The 23,579-nt window shown below is 37.8% G+C and carries 18 protein-coding genes; 4 read left to right on the forward strand and 14 right to left on the reverse strand.

Annotated features, from left to right (window positions below; translation table 11 throughout):
• Nucleotides 1–2: 2 nt before the first annotated feature.
• The 9 genes from AC59HC_RS10080 to AC59HC_RS10120 form a co-directional block, all read right to left on the reverse strand.
• Nucleotides 3–3,653 (reverse strand): DUF6443 domain-containing protein, encoded by a 3,651-nt coding sequence (locus AC59HC_RS10080; RefSeq protein WP_496558525.1) that lies wholly within the window; start codon nt 3,651–3,653, stop codon nt 3–5.
• 70 nt (nt 3,654–3,723) lie between these two features.
• Nucleotides 3,724–6,468 carry a hypothetical protein gene (locus tag AC59HC_RS10085; protein ID WP_496558526.1) on the reverse strand — a complete coding sequence of 915 codons (2,745 nt, stop codon included), beginning with the start codon at nt 6,466–6,468 and terminating at the stop codon, nt 3,724–3,726.
• 11 nt (nt 6,469–6,479) lie between these two features.
• Nucleotides 6,480–8,108 carry a T9SS type A sorting domain-containing protein gene (locus AC59HC_RS10090; RefSeq protein ID WP_496558527.1) on the reverse strand — a complete coding sequence of 543 codons (1,629 nt, stop codon included), beginning with the start codon at nt 8,106–8,108 and terminating at the stop codon, nt 6,480–6,482.
• Nucleotides 8,109–8,932: 824 nt separating this feature from the next.
• Nucleotides 8,933–10,582, reverse strand: coding sequence for a DNA repair protein RecN (locus AC59HC_RS10095; protein WP_496558528.1), 1,650 nt, complete (start codon nt 10,580–10,582; stop codon nt 8,933–8,935).
• A gap of 175 nt (nt 10,583–10,757) precedes the next feature.
• Nucleotides 10,758–11,663, reverse strand: coding sequence for a type IX secretion system protein PorD (gene porD / locus AC59HC_RS10100; protein WP_202840088.1), 906 nt, complete (start codon nt 11,661–11,663; stop codon nt 10,758–10,760).
• Nucleotides 11,664–11,699: 36 nt separating this feature from the next.
• Complete coding sequence (coaBC, locus tag AC59HC_RS10105) at nt 11,700–12,905, reverse strand: bifunctional phosphopantothenoylcysteine decarboxylase/phosphopantothenate--cysteine ligase CoaBC (RefSeq protein ID WP_202840089.1); 1,206 nt, start codon at nt 12,903–12,905, stop codon at nt 11,700–11,702.
• Between the two features lie 123 nt (nt 12,906–13,028).
• A complete protein-coding gene (locus AC59HC_RS10110) occupies nt 13,029–13,352 on the reverse strand; it encodes a DNA-directed RNA polymerase subunit omega (RefSeq protein ID WP_029298198.1) in 324 nt (107 codons plus the stop codon).
• Nucleotides 13,353–13,394: 42 nt separating this feature from the next.
• On the reverse strand, nt 13,395–14,390 hold the full coding sequence (locus tag AC59HC_RS10115) for an outer membrane protein assembly factor BamD (protein ID WP_110011530.1): 996 nt from the start codon (nt 14,388–14,390) through the stop codon (nt 13,395–13,397).
• 103 nt (nt 14,391–14,493) lie between these two features.
• On the reverse strand, nt 14,494–15,123 hold the full coding sequence (locus AC59HC_RS10120) for a TetR/AcrR family transcriptional regulator (protein ID WP_034692722.1): 630 nt from the start codon (nt 15,121–15,123) through the stop codon (nt 14,494–14,496).
• Nucleotides 15,124–15,219: 96 nt separating this feature from the next.
• Between AC59HC_RS10120 and AC59HC_RS10125 the strand changes: the two genes are divergently transcribed.
• The 4 genes from AC59HC_RS10125 to AC59HC_RS10140 all read left to right on the forward strand — a co-directional run bounded on the left by AC59HC_RS10125 (nt 15,220) and on the right by AC59HC_RS10140 (nt 17,798).
• Nucleotides 15,220–15,846, forward strand: coding sequence for a TatD family hydrolase (locus AC59HC_RS10125; protein WP_202840090.1), 627 nt, complete (start codon nt 15,220–15,222; stop codon nt 15,844–15,846).
• Nucleotides 15,839–16,570: a tRNA threonylcarbamoyladenosine dehydratase gene (locus tag AC59HC_RS10130; protein WP_110011532.1), complete on the forward strand. Its 732-nt coding sequence runs from the start codon at nt 15,839–15,841 to the stop codon at nt 16,568–16,570. Before AC59HC_RS10125 ends, AC59HC_RS10130 begins: the two co-directional genes overlap by 8 nt.
• A complete protein-coding gene (rnpA, locus tag AC59HC_RS10135; RefSeq protein ID WP_202840091.1) occupies nt 16,570–16,941 on the forward strand; it encodes a ribonuclease P protein component in 372 nt (123 codons plus the stop codon). Before AC59HC_RS10130 ends, rnpA begins: the two co-directional genes overlap by 1 nt.
• 248 nt (nt 16,942–17,189) lie before the next feature.
• The gene (locus tag AC59HC_RS10140; protein ID WP_496558529.1) at nt 17,190–17,798 is read left to right on the forward strand and encodes a DUF4126 domain-containing protein; all 609 of its coding nucleotides are present in this window, start codon (nt 17,190–17,192) and stop codon (nt 17,796–17,798) included.
• Nucleotides 17,799–17,837: 39 nt separating this feature from the next.
• Here AC59HC_RS10140 and AC59HC_RS10145 read toward each other — a convergent pair whose 3' ends face one another.
• From AC59HC_RS10145 to AC59HC_RS10165, 5 genes are read right to left on the reverse strand one after another with little or no spacing between them, the layout of a single operon-like run.
• Complete coding sequence (locus AC59HC_RS10145) at nt 17,838–19,976, reverse strand: DUF8458 domain-containing protein (RefSeq protein ID WP_496558530.1); 2,139 nt, start codon at nt 19,974–19,976, stop codon at nt 17,838–17,840.
• Nucleotide 19,977: 1 nt separating this feature from the next.
• Nucleotides 19,978–20,529: an LptE family protein gene (locus AC59HC_RS10150; protein WP_110011536.1), complete on the reverse strand. Its 552-nt coding sequence runs from the start codon at nt 20,527–20,529 to the stop codon at nt 19,978–19,980.
• Nucleotides 20,519–21,223: a hypothetical protein gene (locus AC59HC_RS10155; RefSeq protein ID WP_202840097.1), complete on the reverse strand. Its 705-nt coding sequence runs from the start codon at nt 21,221–21,223 to the stop codon at nt 20,519–20,521. The genes AC59HC_RS10150 and AC59HC_RS10155 overlap by 11 nt, the downstream gene beginning before the upstream one ends.
• A 13-nt stretch (nt 21,224–21,236) precedes the next feature.
• A complete protein-coding gene (locus AC59HC_RS10160; protein WP_202840099.1) occupies nt 21,237–22,526 on the reverse strand; it encodes a sigma-54 interaction domain-containing protein in 1,290 nt (429 codons plus the stop codon).
• A 36-nt stretch (nt 22,527–22,562) separates the two neighbouring features.
• Nucleotides 22,563–23,360, reverse strand: a complete 798-nt coding sequence (locus AC59HC_RS10165; protein ID WP_411414549.1) for a tetratricopeptide repeat protein — start codon at nt 23,358–23,360, stop codon at nt 22,563–22,565.
• Between the last annotated feature and the right edge of the window lie 219 nt (nt 23,361–23,579).

The following is a 23,579-nucleotide window of genomic DNA, read 5'->3' on the forward strand; positions in this document are numbered from 1 at the left end:
TGTTATTTTATAGGATCAGGTTTGTTTAAAATACCGCTAGCCCATTGTTCTGCATAATCTCCTCCATATACTCCTCCTAATATTCCACCCACAATTCCACCAATAGCCCCTCCAATTGCTGCTCCAGGTATTGCTCCAACTCCTTCAAACCAAACTCCTATCAGAGCTCCCAATTCTCCGCCAGCTAATGTTCCTGCTTTCCCCCCTAGCCAAGCACCTGCCATTCCTCCTACTACGTTAGCTGTTGCTACCTGAGCTCTAATACCAAACTTTCCACCATCTTGATATGTACCATATCCTATTTGTGCAGCACTGATTCCATATCCTACATAACCAGCTCTTTTGGCATATTTTCCAAGCATTTCAGTATGTCTTACATAATCGCCTCTTAGTCCTATTAAAGATCCTCTGGCTCTTCCAGCATATGCTGTACTTCTCATTTGTCCAAGATTATCTATCCAATATCCACTATTATACAGAGCTGTTCTCCGATCAGCAAGATATTTAAATCCTCCTCCAGCAGTACTTGCGCCCCAATCTGCCCAGTTTTTATAGGCATCTAATGGAATGTCCTTAAATTTAGCGTTATACCCTATGCCGAGATCTATATCTCCATGTATATCTGTTCCACTATAAGAGGTTAAAGTAGGTGTTCCCTTCCACCAAGTTAAATTACCATCTCCAATGCTAAGTTCGGAGAAGTTTCCTCTATTTACAAAATAATTGAATATGGAACCTGCATCTGTTCCAGTAAAAGTGTAACCACCACCGCCTGCACCTTCTCCTGGATTTTGTCCCATAAACTGAGTCATCCTTATCTGAGACTGAGCCATATCTCTGAAAGGATTAGAGTTTCCGGAAGTGTCGATATGTCCATTATCATCCATCCATCTTCCGTCTACATCAAACTGTGAAACCGGGTTATTGGCTACATACGCATATGTGCTTGTAGAAGCATAGGCTTCTGCCAGCTTATCTATGCCGTACCATTTGCCTGTTTCCGGCATATACTGCCGCCAGCCGTAATCCAGCCAGCCCGTTTCTTTTTGTAATTCTTTCCCGTTATACTTATAATTGTAGGCAGGATTTCCCGCCAAAACATTATACCCTTCATGCTTCATCCCAAACGGATAGTAGTTGTTTTCTTCAAGAACTTCTGCTCCACTCCCATTGCTGAAGTAGCTTAAGCGTACATTTCCTAAATGGTCTTTGTAATTGTAAATATACTTATTATCCTGAAAACTGTAATATCCTTCTGCGGTAGGCACAAATTTCAGTGTATACGGCGTTACATTCTGCACTTCTTCATACTGGAACCCATCCAGATAATCCGTCGTTTTTTTTCTGTATACAGAATTTTCACTGTATCTATGCTCCTTTCTATGCTTTGTGCCGTCTGCTTTATAAAAATAATAGGTGTTTTCATTCTGCCAAAGCCCCCGGGTATAGTACATCTTATCAAACATCATATAATCCGGAAGGTTCAGGAAATTGTAATTAATCTGCAAAATACCTTTGTCCTGATGGGCGGTCATATTCCCGTTATTATCATAGGTAATGGTTTTTCCCGAAGTATCAGGATAGCCTTTATAGTTATAAGAGGCATCCGCAACGGAAATAAGCCGGTTGCCGGTATAGGAATAGCTAAGATTGTCTATCATTTCCGCCATTCCTGCCGTACTTTTCCCATTCCTCTGCAATGCTGTGATATTCCCGTTCTGGTCATAGTTCAAAGCTTCATTAAAGAAATTGTTTTGTGGTACGGATGAGCCGGGCTCCGAATAAATTCCTTTTTTCATCCGGTTGAGTGCGTCATATTGGTAATCATACCTTCTGAGTATCTGATCATTGGATGTTTTCCAATCTATTTCCGAAATCCCCCCATTATATTTTGCCGGAGCCTGGGCCGGATTTGCCGGGGTATTATACTTAATCTCATACCCAAAAAGTTTTCCGTTCAGATTGGCAGGATCATTGATTTTGGTAAGCCATCCCCTGATATTGTACGTATAATCTATACTTTGAAGAGGTGTGCTTCCATTTGTACCTCCTATTTTTTTGGTGGTAATCTGAGAAAGCTCGTTATAGGTATTCTGAGACAGGATTTCTTCAGGGTTATTGTCTACTTTATGTTTATGCACCAATAATCTGTTCTGATGATCATAGGAATAGGTTTGAGTAATTACTTTTTCCGCATCTGTATTCAGTCTTTTATGATATACTTTGGTTCGCTGGGCAATTCCTGCAAAATCAAGCTCAGATTCTGTTTTGGTATATCCCCCAAGGTGATTAATACTGTAAGAACCTACGGTTCTTCCTTTCTGGTCATAGTAAATATAGTTTTTTGTCCAGTTATCATCTTCAATATTTTTCACAAAACCCATCACGGGAAGTCCTTTGCTGCTTTTACCATTAACAGGAGTATCTTTTAAAACGGCAGCCCCCTGGATCGTCTGGGGAAAAGCAAGATTAAAGCTGTAAGCAGGATAGGTGTCATAATAATTCACGGATAATAATGCGACCCATTTGGAAGCATGAGGATAGGTAGTGGCAGGATCATAAAAAACATCCATCCCCTGTCTGTTAAAGACAACCGAACTGCTTATTTTCACATTATTGTTTATGATTCCATCAGCCAGCCCCTGCTCCGTATTTCTTTCTCCCCCGGAAGCTATTCCGGTAAAAGCCACTCTTCCCAACTGATCATATTTTACATACATCCACTGCCCTTTTTCCTTAAGGTTGGCATCCTGCGAAGCTACCAGCCTGTTCTGGTTATCATAGACCATGTACTCCCAGCCTTTTCCGGGAAGCTTTTTCTCTACCAGCCGGTTTCTGCTGTCATACTTATACTGATAACATATATTATCTGCTGCTGCGGAATTCAAAGCTGCGGCTGATGCCAATGGCGGGATAATATAGGCAAGCTGCTTGTAATCATTGTATACATAATAGGTATCTGCATTTTGGGCAGCATCCACTATTTTCCTTGAAAGCACGGTCTGTCCGGAGCCATCTTTAAATTCAACCACTTTATGACCATCTTCATCGGTAACAGTATTTTTTACGAGCTGTCCGGCTGCATATTCTGCGACGGTATACTGTAATTCATTTCTGTAGAGTTTTCCCGCAGTATCCCAACCTGCTGTTACCTGGTATTTTTTTACATGGTCAGCAGCTGTATTGAGATCATAACCCAAAAGCACAGCCTTTCCGTTCCAGTCGTTCCCCGTCATTTTCTGCTGTAAAACCCTCTGTAACGGAGAGTTTTCAAGAACAGTCTCAGTATAGATCTTTTCTCCGGAATAGATATTGGTTACATCTGCAACAGGAAATGAAACCATTCCCGGAGTCTGTGAGTACATCCCTCCGTTAGATGTAGAGCTCTGGGGAACCGGGAGGTAACTTCTGGTCTTTCTTCCCTGGTCATCATAGACAATGGGAGTTACGATATCTCTTCCTAAAGGGGTTGCTTTCACATTCACGATCTGTCTGGGTCTTCCCAGAAGGTCAAAATACTGTACCGTTTCTGTTTTTTTGCTACAGTCTTCATTCATACAGTCTGTAGCCGATATAAAGTTTTCTGTTGTCGTTGTCTGGGCGTTTGAGAAGCCTAAGGACAAGAAACCGAATATAAGTGTTAGTTTTTTCATCTTAATTAAGATATTAGATGTTAAAAATTGGATGTACAAATTCTTATAGTAAAGTTTTCATACTTCATGATCAATGTCCGGTATTGTACTGGTATTTCTTCAGCAGCTTCCCGGTTTCATCTTCTATTTTTTCAAGCCTTCCTGCCGTATCATATTGATAAACCACACGGATTCCCGTAGGCGGAGTCGTCATTTTCATCCTTGCCTGGGAATCATATACATAAGTGGTGATCTGATAATCTTTAAGATTGGCATTGTTTCTGAACACATCCAAAGCATTTTGAAGATCCTGTTCTGAGACAACAACCGCATCAGATTTTGCTATAATATCTCCCAAATACGGAAAGACCTGATCATAAGCAGCTCCCTCTACTTTAGCAATAGGCTGTGTTTTATTATAGCCCCAGATCATCGAAACAGGAATCCCTCCCTTAATGGTATACTGCTCCAGATTCCCTTTGAGATCATACCTGTTGAAAGTAACTTCGGAAGATAAAAGATTCTGAGAATCATACGATCTGACTGAAGAGGGGTATTTATTTCCCGGATTTTCATACATGGTTTCTGTTCTTGCCATTACTTTTCCGGGATCAGCAGCGTTTTTCTTCAGTACGGAAGTTGTTTCTAAAGGCAGGCCAACCATATTGGAGCTTAGCAGCTTCTGATTATTTTTCTCCAGCGCATATTGATAGGTGGTCTCCTGAATACTGCCATCAAAAGAAGTAGTGCGCTCAAGATTAGGTTTATTGTTATGGGTATTTCTGAAGATCTCATTCTTCATCTCTATTGTTCCTGAGTCAAAATAACTTTTAGAGGTCACTTTATTGTTCCTGATCCATGATGTTTTTACCTGTAATGAAAGTAAATTATAGAGCGGCCCGTCAAATTCTTCTATTGTATAATCATATGTATCCTCAGATATTTTTTGATCCGATGCATTATAAACTTCTTTTTTATCAAGGAGACCTTCACGGGTAAGATTGTAATGAGGCCAGAAATCTCCCTGCTGAGGATAAGCATCCGGTGCCTTAAAATAATATTTGGTATACCCCATATTATTGCCACTGGAAACTTTTACATTTTTATAAATCCTGGTATCTCCCACCGAAAATCCACTGGAAACCCCGGCATCATCGAACTTATTATATTCGTATTCTTCTATTTTCGCCGGTGCAGGAGGATTGGCAGCATCAATTGCAGAAGCGTTATAATATTTGATATTTTTAATCCTTGCAGGACCTGTCATCTGACGTTCTTTAATAGTGACCTGAGCAGCCGGACCGTCCCCTTCACGCCATATCTGAACAACAGCAGGATCACTTAATGTAGTAGTGGGACATGACATATCATTACAATACAAATCAAGATAATACTCTCCAGGCTCAAATGTCCTGCTTTGCACATATTCAAAACCAGAGACAGGATCTATCGGTTCTCCTAAACTATGCGAAATCACATAGGTGCTTCCTTCTTTTTTCCAGAATTGGAGCGCCCATGGAAAAGCCGCTACCTGCCCGATCCCTGTAGCATCTATATCAAGAGTTTTAGTATCTGTTAAGGTAAAAGCATATTTTCTTTGCCCATTGGCCCTTGTAAATGAAATATCAGTAAGAAGTACTTTAGGAATAGGAAGGGTTTCTATTCTTTCAGTATCCCTCGTCGGAAAGCCAAAATTATATTCAATCATTCCGCGTGTTGGTAACTGAATTCTTTTCAGTTCAGAAATACCACTATTGATCATTTGATTATTTTGATCAGGATAGAATACATTCTCATAAGTAAATGCATATTTTTCAATGGCAGCTCCGCTCTGATCTACCTGGCTGAAAGAATTCAAATACCTTCGGAGTGCCGGAGACCCGCTTGCAGGCTTATAAGAATAATCGAACGTATATTTCTTAACAAAAGTATTATTTGCAGTCTTTAATACAATACTGGTAATGGCAAATATATCATTGTGCTCAGCATATTCTTCATTTCTATCATAGTTCATTTCTATAATTCCCCGCCCTTTAACTTCTATGCGGCTAAGTTTATTGGATTCTGCATCGATAATCTGATTTCCTGAACCGGGAGCATATTTCAGATCCCGTAAATAAATATACTTTACCAGTTCCTGACCATTTTCGTCAAGAACAGAGGAAAGGTAAAAAGCACTTCTGTATTTCTGATCGGCATATTGAGCTCCGGAAGGACGATCGAATTTCCATACCGTCATCTGGTTAATATCATAATCACTGAAAACATATTGAATTCCCGTTTCACTTGTTATCGTAAAGGAATTTAAAATAAGAGTGGCCTGATTGGCAGTGCGCTGATATTCTACTTTAGAGGTATAGGGGGTAAGCTTTACAACACTAAATGTATTATTGGCAATATCCCTGACTATCTTAAATTTTCCCGATTCCTCAGGAGTACTGAAATTATAAATATCATTAAATTCATTTTTGATATAATGACTATAGCTGCTATCATCAAATGATTCGTCAAAATCTCCTACGATCTCCCGGGAGACAACACCTCCTCCAAAAAACGACCATCCTCGTCCTACTTCACTTACCCATTCATCATTGAGGGTATTACCTGCATGATAGCTAATTCCTAAATTGATGCTAACCGGCTTATTACCCGTTCCAAGATTGATTAACGGATAAGAAATATCCGGTATTCCGGTTTGTATCGAAACAGGCATTGTAGTGTAAGTAGACAACCCTGCGGCAGAGGGTGTTGGCCTTGTAATTTCAATATTTGCACTTTGTCCGGTATATAATGTAAAATATAAAGTACATACCAGTAATAGCAATGTTTTTTTCATGATCTGTGTTTTTATTTCTTAATCAGTTTAGCATTTGCCGTTTTATTGTTATCCGTTTTTATCGTCACCAGATAAGCTCCCTGCACCAAAGCCTGGGTATTGATCTTAGTTACTTTGTTCTTAGTTTTTATACTCTGAAGCTGTCTTCCACTCATATCATATAAGAGAATTTCTGCATCCTTAAAACCCTGTCCTGAGCCTGTCGAAGGATCAAAACCAATTTCCACATAAGCATAGTCTGAAACAGGATTCGGATAGATTTTGATATCATATTTCTCGATTAACTGATCAACCTGTTTATCTCCCAGTTTCACAATCTTCCAGTTTTCTTTACCCAGTTCTTCAGCACTGGTTCCGGCCAAAACAATAGAACCGTCTCTGTTCAGCTTTAAATCAGAAAGCCTTTCTTCCTTTTTTCTGGATTCTCCTTTTACATGTTTTCTCCACTGTTCATTTCCGTTTGGATCAAGATAGAGCATCCAGAAGGTCTCATCATCAGTTTCTACTCTTCCTTCTGCCTGCGTATAACCTCCTAACAGAATGCCTTTAGATTTCCCGCTTCCATCTTCCTGCTTCCCGCTTATTACACTCATTCCCATCAGGATATCACGGTTCTTGAAATTGTAAGATTTCTGCCACTGTTCATCTCCTCTTTCATTTAAAGCAATCAGCCAAAGGTCTGTTCCTTCCTCTAATCCGACGGTTTTGTTTCCTGATCTTTCCGATCTGGATTCCCCACCAACTATAAATCCATTGGAAGTTAATGCCAGCGTTCTGATATGATCATCACCTTTCCCTCCGAAATTCTTTTCCCATTCAACGTTCCCGTTTTTGTCCAACTTAACAATCCAGTAGTCGCCTTCACCGAAGTTGCTGCTGACTTTGGAATAAGAGTCGATCTTCACACCACTTCCAGCCTCCAGCTTCCTGCTTCCCGCCTTTACTTCAGAACTCCTCGAATAAATTCCTAATAGCGCTCCTCCGTCTTTCGTTGGAATCATCTTCTCTACTTCGTCTAACCCTTTTCCTCCTAAAATCAATTGTGATAATTCTTTTCCGTCTTTGTCTAATCGGGTAATTAAAACATCTTTGGAACCATAGCCCTTTGATGAGTTTTGGACATTCCCTGTAACAAAGAATCCTAAGTCTGTAGTTTGGATAACAGCTCTGGCTTCTTCATCAGAAGAACTTCCAAGAGTTTTTTGCCATAGTTCATCACCAAATTCATTGATTCTGATCAGCCAGATATCTGATCCTCCTTTAGAATCTTCTTTTTTATCCAATCCTTTTCCAGAATAAGATGTTCCGGCCAAAAGAAATCCGCCATCCTGTGTCGTCACTGTAGCAGACAGATAATCATGGTTTTGTCCTGAGAAATATTTCTCCCAGACTTCTTGTCCCTGCTGGTTCAGTTTTACTAAATGAAAATCGTAACCGTTATTTTGCTTACTGCCTAAAGCTTGTTGCTTATTGCTTTGAATAGAACTTCCTGTGATCAAATACTGCTGATCAATGGTTGTTGTAACCTGACTTAGAAAATCCTGAGTAGAAGATTGGATGTCTTTCTGCCATACCAATTCCTGCGCAGATGCGCCCAATGCTGTGCATAGAATGAATGCACTGAGAGAGATTTTTTTCATTCCTGTGTTTATTTAGTTAACATTGTTATTATGATAGATCATGGTTAGATCCGGTTCTTTTTAATCCTTATCCGTTCCTGAGAATCAGATCCCTTTACAGGATAAAGAATATTTCAAATATAGTATTCTTTGATGCAAAAATTAGTGTATTTCACATGCATAAAAATCTATCTGAATTTGTACATACGAATTTGATTTTTAAATATTTAGAAATAATTGAAGAATATACACCGAATGGATGTAATCGAATAAAAATTTCATAGTTATTGTTTTTTAGCTATAATGGACCCGTTTATAAAAACCTGGCAAATTTAACATTTTTTAACATGATTATGTGAATATTGCTTTAACTTAATACAAAAATATTCTCTCAAAGCGACAGAACATGTCGTAATAAAAATACATTTTCACCACTGCAAAAAAATATAGTATTGAAACATGACTGAGTGATAAATGTATCAATACATTGAAAATTTCAATATTTCCGGTATGAATTAACAGGTCGCTCCTACGGAGCTTTATGGGCTACGGGGATTTCATTTTTCTAACAGCAGATCCCGATGGGACCAGATTAATCTCCAATGGAAGCTAACGGTTAACAGGACATATTTGTTTTAAAATTATAGTTCGGAAGTAGCGACCTGCCATTTATACTTTACATTGAGATGCTGAAAAAGGAAATCCTGCAAAAAGATGCAGCAATAGAAGCTCTGAAAAAAGAATTGAAGAGTTAGGAAAATAGTAAATCCTTCGACAGGCTCAGGATGACATCGCTAATACTAACTGTTTACAGAGGTGAGAAATCGGGTTTATAATTGGCTGAATTAGCCTATTAATTCTTTAGCCTGTGCCAGCGCTGCTTCCGTAATTTTACTTCCGGAAAGTAACTGGGCAATCTCGTTCAGTTTTTCTTCACTGCTCAAAGGAATAATAGTAGATTGTGTTCTGCCGGAAATATCCTGTTTCACCACTTTGTAATTATCATTTCCTTTGGCTGCGACCTGTGCAAGGTGGGAAATAACAATCAATTGCATGTCTTCAGACATTTCGCGCATCAGATTTCCGATCTCTTCAGCTACTTTTCCTGAAACACCAGTATCAATTTCGTCCAGAATAAGGGTTGGCAGTTCATCACTTTCTGCAATAATCTTCTTTACGGCAAGCATTACTCTTGATCTTTCTCCTCCGGAAATGGCCGTTTGGATCGGTTTTAAAGGGAAACCGGAGTTGGCCTGAAACAACAGCTGGATATTTTCTTTCCCAAACGGGTTGAATTCATCTGCATCGTGTAATTCTATATCCACTTTTGCCTTTTCGAGACCTAGCTTTTTAAGAAGTCCTTCTGCTTTTTTGATGAAAACAGGAACATTCTTGTGTCTGTTCTTTGAAAGTTTTGCAGCAAGGCTTTGAAGTGTTTTTTCTTTTTGAGAGATATTTTCTTCTGTTTCTTCAATCTGTAATTCCAGATCCGAAGCTCCTCTCTGGTCTCCGGCCAGCTGATTTCTGATCTCAATCAGTTCATTAAGATCTGAAACATTATGTTTAAGGAATAAGGCATTGATTTTATTATTAAGATCGGTAAGGTAGATCAGGTTTTCAGGATTAATTTCCACTCTTTCCGCTTCATGTTCCAGTTCGGAAATGATGTCTTTAAGCTCTACAAAGGTGGTTTCCAGCCTTTCATCTAGTTCTGCGAAACTCGTAGAAACTTCGGAAATTTTTGACAGTTTGTTGGTCGCTTCGTTAAAGAATGACAGAATTCCTATTTCCTCCTGATGAAATCTGGATAAGATCTGGCCTACATTTTCAGAGATCATTCCCGCATTTTCCTGAATGGAAAGCTGGTTCTGAACATCTTCAAAATCAACATCATCAAGCTTAAGCTCTTCCAGTTCGTTGAGCAAAAATTCTTTATAATCGCTTTCTTTATTAGATTCTGAAAGTTGGGTCTTTAATTTTTTCAACAACAATTTCAGCGTTTGAAACTCAGAAAATTCCTGTTGATACTCTTCAATGATTTTTTTATTTTCAGAAAGTCCGTCGATAATTTTAAACTGGTATTCTGAAGTAAAAAGATTGGATGTTTCAAATTGGGAATGGATATCGATCAGTTGTGAGGAAAGCTCTCTAAGAATATCCAGCGTTACCGGCACATCATTGATAAATGCCCGCGATTTCCCTGAAGGAAGTATTTCTCTTCGGATAATAGTCTGCAGCTCATAGTCCAGGTCGTTCTCTATAAAGAATTTTTTAAACTGGTTATTGAGGGAAAACTCGGTTTCCACCACACTTTTTTCTTCAGCTTTGGCGATTGATTTTACATCTGCTCTTTCACCTAAAATAAGCCTGAGAGCACCTAAGATGATCGATTTACCCGCCCCGGTTTCTCCGGTAATGACCTGTAAACCATTCTTCAATGATACTTCAAGGGTATCAATCAGGGCAAAGTTTTTAATGTAAATTCTCGAAAGCATTGATAATCCGGGTTATAATCCAATTTGAGTTTGAACTGTAAAAATAAGTTTTTTTTCCATTCTTCTCCGATTAAATTAAAGCATAATTAGCAGGCAGTGGTTGTTAGTGAAGGAACAAAATGTTTTTTTGACTCTTGAATAATCAACCGCCCATCTTCAATGTATCCACCAATTTTTAGACCTTCCATTTATTCCACTTATTATCTATATTCTTCGGTGAGAGGATGATCATTGTTTGCTTAAGATCATTTAGAATCAGCCCTCCATTATTCCCGGAATTGAAAATATTGAAAATTTCATCGCTTTTGGTATCCATGAAAAGATTAAAGAAGAATGCCTGCTGGAAATTATTCTCATACATTTTTAATTGCATCAGTGCATCGAAAATGACTTTTTTCCCGGCAGTCTGATCCTGGTTGAAAAGGTTATCCAGACCTGCTCTGTGATAGGTATAAATGGTGGAACGTAACTGATTCCAATTAGGGTTCATAATTTCGTTGATCAAAATAGAACGGCTTCTCGGCTCATTGATAGTGTTCCAGCCTTCATAGTTCCTGTTTTGGGAATTCTGTGCAATCTGCTGCGCTTTCGCATACCATTGTGATCCTCCCATAGACTGGAAGCTATCTGCATCCAGACCCAAAACAACATAAATATAGAAACTGACCACATCCGTAAGATTCTTGCCGGAGAACTGTCTTTCATTAAAAATAAGACTTTCATTCTCAATATATTCAAAGCCAAATCTCTGATCCTGAAGATTAATTAAAGGAGATTCGTAGGTTGTATTGTACACAGGTCTTACTGCCTGAATCACAATCGTTCCTTTGAATTTGTTAACATCTCTTTCCGAAATAACAATAGAAAAAGCACATTTTATTTTTTCAAAATTCTGAAGTCTTTTACCGGTCCAGCTGGTGTTATTGATAAAATCCCTGAGACTTTTCTCCAACGCTTTATAGGCCTGCTGGTTACTTCCTCCCAGCTGATTGGCGTTTACCTGCACCGTTGCCAGCAGCTCCTGAGAAAAACTTTGGGTGTATAGAAATAACAGAAAAAATAAACTTATAATTTTTTTCATTGTCTATTAAAAATTGAGAACGGAAATTTATTAAAATTATTTTAAAAGTTGAGTCTCAACAAAATTGAGAATATCTTTCGCTACATCATCCTTGGATTTCAGATTGAATTCCTTCTTCTCTGTTCTGGTAAATATTTTGATTTTATTGGTATCATTTTTAAAACCGGCTCCTTCATCACGCAGAGAGTTCAGAACAATCATATCCAGGTTTTTCTTTTCCAGTTTTCCTTTGGCATTTTCTTCTTCATTTTGCGTTTCCAAGGCAAATCCTACCAAAAACTGATGGGTTTTCTTTTCACCCATTGTTTTAAGAATATCGGGATTCTTAACCAGCTCTATCGTCAGGTTTTCATCGTTTTTCTTGATTTTCTCCTTAGCCACCTCTTTGGGAGCATAATCCGCTACTGCCGCACTGGCAATTCCGATGTCTATGGTGTCGTAAAATTCAAATACTTTGGCCAGCATCTCTTTTGCTGAAGTCACTTTATGAACTTCAACATTCGGATTGTTTATAGTCTGAGAACTTGGACCGGAAATCAGAATAACTTTTGCTCCTCTTTTTGAAGCTTCTTCTGCCAGAGAAAATCCCATTTTACCGGATGAATGGTTTCCGATGAATCTTACAGGATCTATCGCTTCATAGGTAGGTCCTGCAGTAATTAAAACCGTTTTTCCTTCAAGGCTTCGGAATTGGATATCCGAATTAAAATAATGCTCAACAGCATTAACAATTGTTGCCGGCTCTGCCATTCTTCCCTGCCCGATCAGTCCACTGGCCAGCTCTCCGTTTTCCGCCGGAATAATAATATGTCCGAAGCTTTCCGCCTGCTCCAGATTTTTTTGGGTAGAAGGGTGTGCATACATATCAAGGTCCATTGCAGGCGCAATGAATACCGGACATTTTGCAGACATATAGGTTGCAATAACGAGATTATCACACATCCCGTGAACCATTTTAGACAGCGTATTGGCCGTACATGGGGCAACAATCATAACATCTGCCCACAGAGCCATATCCACATGGCTGTTCCATGTTCCGTTATCACTGTAAAAATCCGAATACACCGGTTTTTTGGATAATGTAGACAGGCTTAGTTTCGTCACAAAGTTTTCTGTATCAGGAGTCATAATAACCTGTACTTCGGCACCTTTTTTCACAAAATCCCTGATCAGAAAGTGGATTTTATATGCCGCAATTCCTCCGGAGACAGCGATAAGTATTTTTTTACCGGAAACACTCATTAAGTTCTAATTTTTGGAAACACTAAAGTACTTATTTTTTCCCACACAATGAGGTTTTAAAACAACAAAGGTCATAAAAGAAGTGAATTCCTTTATGACCTTGATTTATTAAAACACAGAAGATTACTTTCTTTCTTCTGTTTTTCTGAAATAAACATCTCCGTTTAACCATTCTTCAATAGCAATTGAAGTTGGCTTTGGAAGCTTTTCGTAATGTTTAGAGATCTCAATTTGTTCTCTGTTTTCGAAAACCTCTTCTAATGTAGAATTGTGAACGGCAAATTCATCCAGTTTGTTGTGAAGCTCCGTACGGATCTCCGCATTGATCTGCTCTGCTCTCTTTCCCATGATAACAATAGCTTCATAGATTGAACCTACTTTATCTTCAATCTTATCTTTATCGTAAGTAATTGTATTTACTTCTGCTTTTGTATCTTTTACACTCATTTTGAGAAAATTATTTTTATTTTAAGATGGCAAATTTACGAATTATCTTTGAATTTTGAAAGTCGCTGCCGGCGGAGGTGTTTTAAGTGCTGCACTGTCCCTCTGTAACTGCATTGCTTTCTTTTCATTGCTGATCTGATCTTTGATCTGCTGGTCAGCTTTATCCTTATCAGCCAGTTTTTCAGCTTCTTTTTTCTGTCTTGCCGTTAAAGCCGCCATTCTGGCTTCAGTTTGTTTTTTAACAACTGCGAAGTTTTGTTTTTCTTTTTCCAGTTTTTCTCTAAGATCTGTTGCAGTTTTAGAATATTCTGTATTAGGAAGCTCTTTCTCTACAAGCTTTGTATACGTAAGCGCGCTCTCAATACGTTCATCTTTAAGATTATAAACAGATTTCATCGCCAGTTCATAACGTGCTTTCATGATATAATCATAAATTTTTGAACGAAGCTTTGTACTTGGAAAATCTTCCAGCACATTATCAAATGCTACGTTTGCTGCTTTATACTCACCCATTTTGTAGTATTGTCTTGCATTTTCATAAGCTTTAAATTCCAGCTTATAAGACAATTCATCAATTAATTGGCTGATATTCTTAGATCTTTCAGAGTTGGGATAATTGTTCAGGAATTCCTGAAGCTCATTAATGGCCAATTCTGTACTCGACTGATCCAGGTTGTAATCCATAGAACCTTCATAGTAGCATAAAGCAGACATATATGCTGCTTCTTCTGCTCTCGGGTCTTTTGGAAAACTTACTGCAAAATTCTTAAACTGGTGTCCTGCCAGCTTATAACTTTTGTCATAATAGTTGGCATAAGCTGTATTGAAACCTACGTTAGGAAAATCATCTGTTCCCGCCACAAGATTGGCAAGTCTGTCGTAAAGAGCCAATGCATTTTTCCATTTTTTCTTGGCAAAATTTTCATTAGCTGCCTTTAAGATAAATTCTTTATCAGCACTTCTCATTGCTCTCTCCTGCTGACTTACACAAGATGTAATCACCGCTACAGCAAAAAGACCTAAAATATATTTTTTCATATATAAAATTCAACAGTTTTCGGATTATACAGCCGATTTACTAATTTGCAAAAATATAACTTTTTTGCCAATAGATTTTTTTTTATGAATATTTAACGTAATTTTAGTCTGCAGCGTATCCCAAAATAGCAAAAACACTTAATAAAAGATTCATTCTCACCTTTTTCTCAGCTTCTTTGGCATAGGTTTCCTCATTTTTGCTCGGAACATAGAGTTCATAGAAATTTTTATTCCTGATGACAAATAAAGTGGATCCGATGATCATGGTAAGAATATCTTCAGGTTTGGGTGTAAAAGTAAAAACACCTGATGCAACACCTTTCTTAATGACTTCATCCAGTTTTTTCACGAATAGCTGATAGAAATCCAGCAATTCATCTTTAAGATTCTCCGTATGACGAAGCTCCTGGGTTACAAAACCATGGAAATAATTATACTTGAAAAGCTGAGAAACGATGTACTTGATCATTTCCCGCAGCTGCATTTCAGGTTTACCTTCTTTGATGGTATCCGCAAATTCTGAAAAATTCTCTCTTGTTTTCAATACTCTGTACTGATAGAGATAAGACATCATTTTCTCTTTAGAACCGAAGTAATAAGAAATCATGGCGACGTTGATATTCGCTTTAGAACAAATATCTCTTACAGAAGTTCCCTCATATCCTTTCTTCGCGATAAGCTCTTCTGCAATATCCAGTATGTGAATCTGTTTTTCTGTAAATTTTTTTTTCATGAAGTGTACTTTGAGTAAAGTTAAGAAATTTTTAACACATTTATAAACGATCGTTTAATAATTTTAGATTAAATCTGAAATTGCTTACTTTTGGATATGGAATTTTTTGATTTTCATCATCATAAGAAATATATCAGAAATGGAATTTATAATCTGAACATAGAGCAAATTCCTCCTGACTCTCCTTATTCTATCGGAATTCATCCCCAGGATATTGATGTTGCCCATCTCGAACAACAGTTTTCATGGATGGAAGACACAATGTTTCAAAACTGTTTTGCTATCGGTGAATGTGGTTTGGATTCTTTGGTTTCTATTGATCAGAAAATCCAGGAAGAAGTTTTTTTAAGACAGATAAAGATAGCCAATGAAGTCGAAAAACCTATGATCATTCATTGTGTCAGAAAATTTTATGAGGTCATTTCTTTGGGGAAGAAGGCCGAACAGCCCATGATCATTCATGGTTTTAATAAAAAACGTCAAATTGCAGAAGATCTTCTTGCCAATAATTTTTACCTGAGTTTTGGAAAAGCTGTTTTGTATAATTTATCTTTGCAGGATATTGTGAAAAACACTCCATTAAACAAATTCTTTTTAGAAACTGACAATGAAGACTTTAATATCGGAGAATTGTACCTTAAAGTTTCGGAAATAAAAGAAATTTCTCTGGGGCAACTTAATGAACAAATTTTAGAAAATTTACATACAATAAAAAATGGATAAATACTGGCTGGAAAGGACTGAACTTTTGATAAAGGAAGATGGATTGGATAAGCTTATCAAGGCCAATGTGCTTGTAGTAGGCTTAGGAGGAGTAGGTTCTTTTGCTGCAGAATTTCTTGCCAGGGCCGGCGTAGGAAATATGACCATAGTGGATGGAGACACCGTAGATATTACAAATATCAACAGACAGCTTCCTGCCTTACATTCTACTGTTGGCAAACATAAAGTAGAGGTTGTAGCTGAAAGGCTTCTTGATATCAATCCACAACTTAATTTAATCAGGATCAATGAGTTTCTGAATCCTGAGAGAATGGATGAAATCCTTGATTCCGGAAAGTTTGATTATGTACTTGACTGTATTGACAGTGTAACGCCAAAAATCTGTTTAATAAAAGCTGCCAGAAGAAGAAAGATCAAGATTGTAAGTTCTATGGGAGCCGGAGGAAAAACAGATCCGAGTATGGTGATGGTAAGGGATATCAGTAAAACCCACAACTGTTTCCTTGCAAAACAGGTAAGAAAAAGGCTTAAGAAAGAAAAAATCAATAAAGGAATCAGATGTGTGTTCTCCAATGAAATTCAAAAGGAGGAAAGCTTAAAAATGACTGACGGAAGCAATTTCAAAAAATCATTCTATGGTACCATTAGCTTTATTCCTGCAATTTTCGGATTGTATGCAGCCGCTGAAGTGATTAATCATTTAGTGAAAAAGATGAAAGATTAATGCAGAACTTCAAATATCCAAGAGCGGAAAAGCTCAAAAAAAACACGGAAATCAGTTTGCTTTTTGAGAAAGGCAAATGGAGAACGAGTGGAAATCTAAGGATCATTGTTCTGAAAGATAAACCTAACCTTCCGGTAGAAGCTGCAAGATTCGGAGTTTCTGTTTCTAAAAGATATTTTAAAAGAGCTGTGCACAGGAATCGCATCAAGAGGCTGCTGAGAGAATGTTACCGCCTGAATAAAGATCTTTTCAGGCAGGCCTTTGGAGAAAAATCTATGGCAATGCTGTTTTGGGTTTCTTCTGAGATGCCACCGAAATTCCAGGACGTGGAGGCACAGTTCATCAAGCTTTGTGAAGCTCAAAAAAAGTAATCATCTATTCTGATGAAATAATATAGAACTGTGAGGCATTTTCTTACAGTTCTTTTTATTTCCCACAGATCGCACAGATTGTCACAGATAAGTATGAATAAAATATTTTTAACTCTACGCTAAATCACGAATTGCAAAGCTCGAGACTCGGATCACGTATCACTCACCCCAAACTCAGACATTAACATTACTTCAAATATCATATAGTTTTTGTATTTTTAGGGAAAACAATAAATCTGAAAATTAATATGTTAGACAATGTTCCCTATTTTTCTTATATAATCAGTGCTTTTATCGGTATTGGACTGGCGGCAGCTACAGGCTTCCGGGTATTCCTTCCCATGTTTGTTGTAAGTCTTGCTTCTTATTTTAACTGGATTCCGATGAATGAGCATTTTGAATGGCTTGCGGGTCTCCCGACGCTTATTACAACAGGAATAGCTACTGTTATAGAGATCCTGGCTTATTACATCCCTTTTGTAGATCATTTACTGGATACTGTTTCCATACCTATGGCAACTGTTGCTGGTTCCATATTATTTGCCAGTCAGTTTGCTGAACTTGGGACTTTTCCACAATGGGCACTGGCATTGATTGCCGGAGGAGGTACGGCTGCTACGATCAGCTCCGGATTTGCAGGAATAAGGGCTGCTTCCACTGCTACTACAGGAGGTTTGGGAAATTCTATGGTAGGAACAACGGAGACGGCAGGTGCCGGTATAATGTCTGTTCTTGCGATGGCAACACCGGTTATCGCCGCAATATTTGCCATCATTACATTAATTGTTGTTATCGTATTTGGACGAAAGGCCTGGAAAAAAATAAGAAGTAGTAAAAGTAGTTCTCAGAAATTATAAAATAAAAAGGTACTGTTTTTATCAGTACCTTTTTATTTTTTAGTTTTTACTTCTGAAGTCCTTGATATCCTGAATTTTGGATTCAAAATATTCTTTTTTCTCAGGACTCTTTTTGATTAATATTTCAAACGCCTTTATTGCCTTTGTATAGAGTTTCTGTTCAAAATAAAGATTAGCTAATGTCTCCGTCATCAAATGCGAGATATCATCATTCTTTTCTTTTACAACATAGGTACTTTCTTCCTTTAGCTGACTGATTCTGGGATTGTTCTCAATAAAGGTTTCAATAGCCTTTTCTTTGATTTCGGCTTTGTCCTTTACTGTTTCTTCTGTTCTGTCAATCTTAAGCCAGCTCTGCCATGTATTGATAAAACCCGGAACATTACTGTCTATTGATGATTGAGTGGTATTTTTCATAGTAACCTCCTGTACTTTTTCTACAGCTTCCTGTTTCTTTTCTTCAACCTTAAGGGTAGAAATATCGGTTCCAAAGAAAGAAACATTCATTACAGGAACATCTTCATTTACTGTTTCTGTTTCCGTTTTTTCTTCCTGAGCTGATTCAACCGGAGCAGAATGATCCTTTTCAACTTCAGAATTTTCTGCTATTGGTAAAACTTCTTCCTGAGCAGTTTCTTCAATAATTTCATTTGTCTCACCTGATTTGGACTCCACGGTAGTCACTTCCGGCTCTGCAACAGTTACAGCTTCTGTTTCCTGAGTTTTAATTTCAGGGGTTGATGCTTTTTCTGCTTTACTGATCAATGAATCTGGTAAATGGGATTCCAAACTCATTGGCTTCCATGCAGTCTGCACTTCAGCTGTTTCCTGTATTTTTTCTTCTGCAATTTCTGATGTAACATCCTCGATTACAAATGATTGACTTTCAACAACTTCTTCCTTTACAGGCTCTTCTTTTATTTCTTCAGGTTTTTCTTCACTGGTTGACCAGAAATGGAAACTTTGGGTATCAGCGAAGCTAATTTCATGATCTTCAGAAGCTTCCGGCTCGACTTTTTCTTCCTGAACAACAGGCTTAGCCTCCTTCATTTTCTTTTCAACTTCTTCAATAAGGCGTCTCATCTCTTCCTCATGTTTATTTACATTGGATTGAGATACTTCAGCTGTTTCAGAAATCTCCTCGTTGTTGGCCTGGATTTTAACTTCCGGCATAAACGATTCTGTTCCATGGAAGCTTACTTCCGCATCAGATAATTTCGCTGAAGGCGCTTCTTCATTACCATTTTCTTCTTCTTTTTCAAGAGAAATCTGATCTTCGTCAATGATGGTTTCCGGTGTAAAGTTTTCTCCGGCGTTCTCTTCTGCTGCAACTTGTATTTCTTCTTGCTGAACAGATTCTTCCTCAGAAACAGTTTCCGTTTTATGTGCTGTTGATTCAGCTTTTACAGGTTCTTCTGCTACCGCCTCTTCAATATGTAGTTCCGGTGCTAAAGGGACTACTTCATGGAAGCTGACATTCTCTTCTTCCTCAATCTTTTCTTCCTCTTTTTCTGAAGAAATCTGCTCTTCGTGAATGATGGTTTCCCGTGTAAAGTTCTCTCCTCCATTTTCATCACCCTGAGTCTGTATGGATGCTGCTTCCTCCTGAACCTGTTCTTCAACTACAGTATCTGTCTTTTGTGTTACCAGAGTTCCTGATTCAAGGGTAGATTCAATATCGATGGTCTCAGAATTTACTTCATCCAGGAAGTTTTCTTCTCCTTCAAATAAAATTCTGTTTCGTTCACCTTTTACATAAATAGGCTTAGCTTCCTGTGAGATTGGTAATACACAAGTATTTTCTTTTTCTTCCGATGGCTTTTCCAAAGAAATATCTTCTTCTCTTTTAATAGGGAAAGATTTTGCCTTTGGAGCTAATTGAGCAGGCTTTTCGATTGTTGCAGAAGGTTTCTTCTCTTCAACAATTTCCGGTTTGGGCTCTTGTTTGATCTTCCCGTTAATCAACTGATACAGAATTTTCTTATCAGTAGTATACGCAGCTGTTGTAGAAAGCTCTTTCTGATAGTTTTCTTTTTCGTACAGATGCACGCCATACAGGTGAAGTGCCCTGATATTCTGAATATAAGGAAAAGTGTGAATCTCTTCTTTCAAAAGACCAAGGTCTTCAGACTGAATATTTTTCGGATTTTTTATTAATTCTAAAACTCTCGGATTCATCTTACCAGTTCGCTACAATGTCGTTAAATATCTTGTTAATAATTCTATCTGTTACCAGTTTTACCTGCTGGTCTTCGATCTGACTTAAGGATACATCACTGTTGAAAGCGGCTTCATCAGAATACGTTCTGTCAAAACTTGCATCCGGATGGATTTTATTTTCATAATGTACCTTTACCGTAATCGTAAGTTTATTCTGTGCCTGTTGAATCACTCCACCAGAAGGGTTGGTCTGGGTATTGGAGCTGATGGTGGTAGGCGTAATGGAATAGTCTGTAATTTCTCCTTCAATCAGGATATCCGGATTTTCTTTCGTTCCCTTCAAAGTTGTTCTTTGAAGGAATCTGTTTTGTATTGCTGTAGAAAACTGTTGTGATAATGCAGGATTTACCAGCGGTGCATTATTGGGAAATTCATTGATCTGAACTGTTTTCTCATCTGTAAGAGACGATCCCGTAAAACTGTAGCATGAATTTAAAACTCCCAGCAACGCAAAGAGCATTCCCGTAAATAATGATTGTTTCAGGCTTATATTTTTAATTTTAAAATCCATCTTTAAATCCGATTTCCGTAATTTCATCATACTCAATTTGTTGAATAGCATCTTCATAAGCAAAATAATTTGCTGTATATAAGAATGGTAAGGTAAGAAAAATTCCTATCCCGCAGGCAATAATCCCAATCTGAGCCAAAATACTTACTACTACAGAGAAAAGGAAGATTGACAATAGATTTCCTTTGGTCATTATTTTTGAAATAACCCATGCTTCTTTTACTTCCCTGATGCCTTTAAGACTGATTAATGGTATGATATAAAAACCTTTTAATACAAAGTAATATATCGCTCCAATCAATAAAAACATATAGGGAAACACAAAAAATGCTACCATTGGATTGGGTTCATTACCCTCAGATAAAGCACCTGATATACCCAGCACAGCAAATAAAGGAATGTAAAGCAGTAAAACACCTCCGAAAACAATTAACTGCAGCATAAAATAAGGCATAAAATCTTTAAAATCAAAGATATCTCCGGGACTTGCCGGCTGGTTTCTGTTCAGCCTTTGAAGGTATTTGTATAAATTACCCATCGCTAATATTCCGCAGAACGGAATGATCGACATGATAAAGCACATTAAAAATGCTACAAAAATATTTCCGAAATCTTTCTTTAAAAGTTCGAAACCTTTATTAATATATTCTCCGAGTTTAAAATTGATCGGCTTAGGTGTTAAATTGACTTTCATTATTTATGTTGTGCTAATCTTCCAGGTTATATTGTTTTATTTTTCTGTATAAAGTTCTTTGTGAGATTCCCAGTTCATCTGCAGCTCTGTTTCTACGTCCTTTGTGCTTTTCCAAAGCCTTGATAATCAAATCTTTTTCATTATTCTGAAGAGAAAGTGATTCCGGTCTGTTTTCTTCAATTTCGATATCTTCAATATCTTCATAGCTGTCATCAGGATTTGAAATAATCGTAGGAGTCTGAACGGCCGGTGTATCATTATTATTTTCAAAATATAACATCGACCCGGAATTCACTTGTGACTGACTATCAGAAGTGTAAATTCTGTTGATCAGGTTTTTCTCATGATTGCTCAGATCTGCTGTACCTCTGTTCTTGATCAGTTCCGAAGTTAAGGATTTTAAATCATTAATATCATTCCTCATATCGAACAGGATTTTATACATGATTTCCCTTTCGCTTCCGAAATCGCTCTGCTTGGGAGTACTTTGAGTATTTACGACCATTGGGAGATGGGTTTCCATCGGAATATACTCGGCAAGTTTTTCAGCAGTAATATTTCTGTTTCTTTCCACAACGGTCATCTGCTCTACTAAATTTCTTAGCTGGCGGACGTTCCCCGGGAAAGAATAACTTTCTATATAGTGAACAGCACTCTGCTCTAGCTCCAGTTCCGGCATTCTGTATTTTTCAGCAAAATCTATTGCAAATTTTCTGAATAACAAATGGATATCTCCTTTTCTTTCTCTCAAAGGAGGCATATCAATCTGAACAGTATTCAAACGGTAATACAAATCCTCACGGAACCTTCCGTCATGGATGGCTTTCATCATATTAACGTTGGTAGCTGCCACAATCCTCACATTGGTTTTCTGCACCTGTGAAGAACCTACTTTCATAAATTCACCACTTTCCAGCACTCTTAAAAGACGTACCTGAGTCTGCAGGGGAAGTTCTCCTACCTCATCCAAAAAGATGGTTCCGCCGTCTGCCACTTCAAAATATCCTTTTCTTGTAGCTGTAGCTCCTGTAAAAGCTCCCTTTTCGTGCCCGAATAGCTCAGAGTCTATGGTTCCTTCCGGAATGGCTCCACAGTTTACCACGATATAAGGCTGATGTTTTCTTCTGGATTCTGAATGAATGATTTTCGGAATAAATTCTTTTCCCACCCCACTTTCTCCAATCACAAGTACAGAGATATCTGTGGGTGCAACCTGGATAGATTTTTCCAGGGCACGATTGAGTGCAGGAAAGTTTCCGATAATTCCGAAACGGTTTTTTATGTTTTGTAGCTCGTTGCTCATAAGTAAATTTTTGATTATTGATTGAATGTTAATCTTCTACAGCACTTCAACCCGTTGTGTGTAGACCTTGTTAAATTGATGAGTGCAGACAGCTTTCAAGGTCTTTCCTTCATCATACGTTTGCAGGGCTAACATGTTTAAATCCAAATAATCTTTGTTTCTGATCTTAGAAACTTTACTTTTAAAGTATGTATTCTCAGCAAAGCCGTACCCTTTGCTTTGTTTTTCAAAATTTTCCAGGGCTTTGTCATATCTTCCCAGCTCAAGATAGGTAATTCCCAGCTGATAATGATCAAACATTCCCTTCGCATAACCTCTGGCAGCCAGAAGCCTTTCTATAATCCCAGCTGCTTTTTCTTTCTGTCCTGAAGCACTGTAGGACATCGCTCTTACTAAGTCCGTACTATAGTCTCCGTTTTGAGACCTTCCTAAGTCTCCAGGCTCATATATATTTAAACCTTCTAAATCCTGAATTGCACTTCTATAGCCTCTCAGAAACTGAAACTTTGTCCAGCCTCTGTAACCAGGGTGCATCCCGGGATCTAAGGTAACTGCTTTATCTATTAGAATCTTCCAGGTTACAAAATCTCCGTTTTTAAGATATGGAACGGCTTTTTCCATATATACATGAGAGAAATCAGAAGACAATTCAGTGGTTTTGTCAAAGCCTTCCTGAGATTCTGCGAAACTTTGTAAATCTGAAGCCCAGTTGTATAACTCACAAGCTTTTTTGCAGTTCTCACCCTCTACTGCATTACAGTTGACCTGTGCAATAGTATTGGTGTAAACGATAAGTAACAAAAAGCTAAGGTAATACCTCTGAAACTTTTCCATTTTCAATTTTATAGGTTAAATCCTGATAATAATCTACTTTTAAACCTTTTATCTCTTCCGGCATCCAGCCTTCGAGTGATTTTGTAAACTGCGTAACAATTTACTAAAAATCTTACGGTAATATACCCGTTGATTTTTTTTAGAATATATATTTTCTTTTTAAATTTTTCAGTGATAGCATCTTTTCGCTTGTCTGTCCAAATTCCTTTGGACCCTGAA

It is taken from the genome of Chryseobacterium sp. DZ-32 (assembly GCF_059587025.1).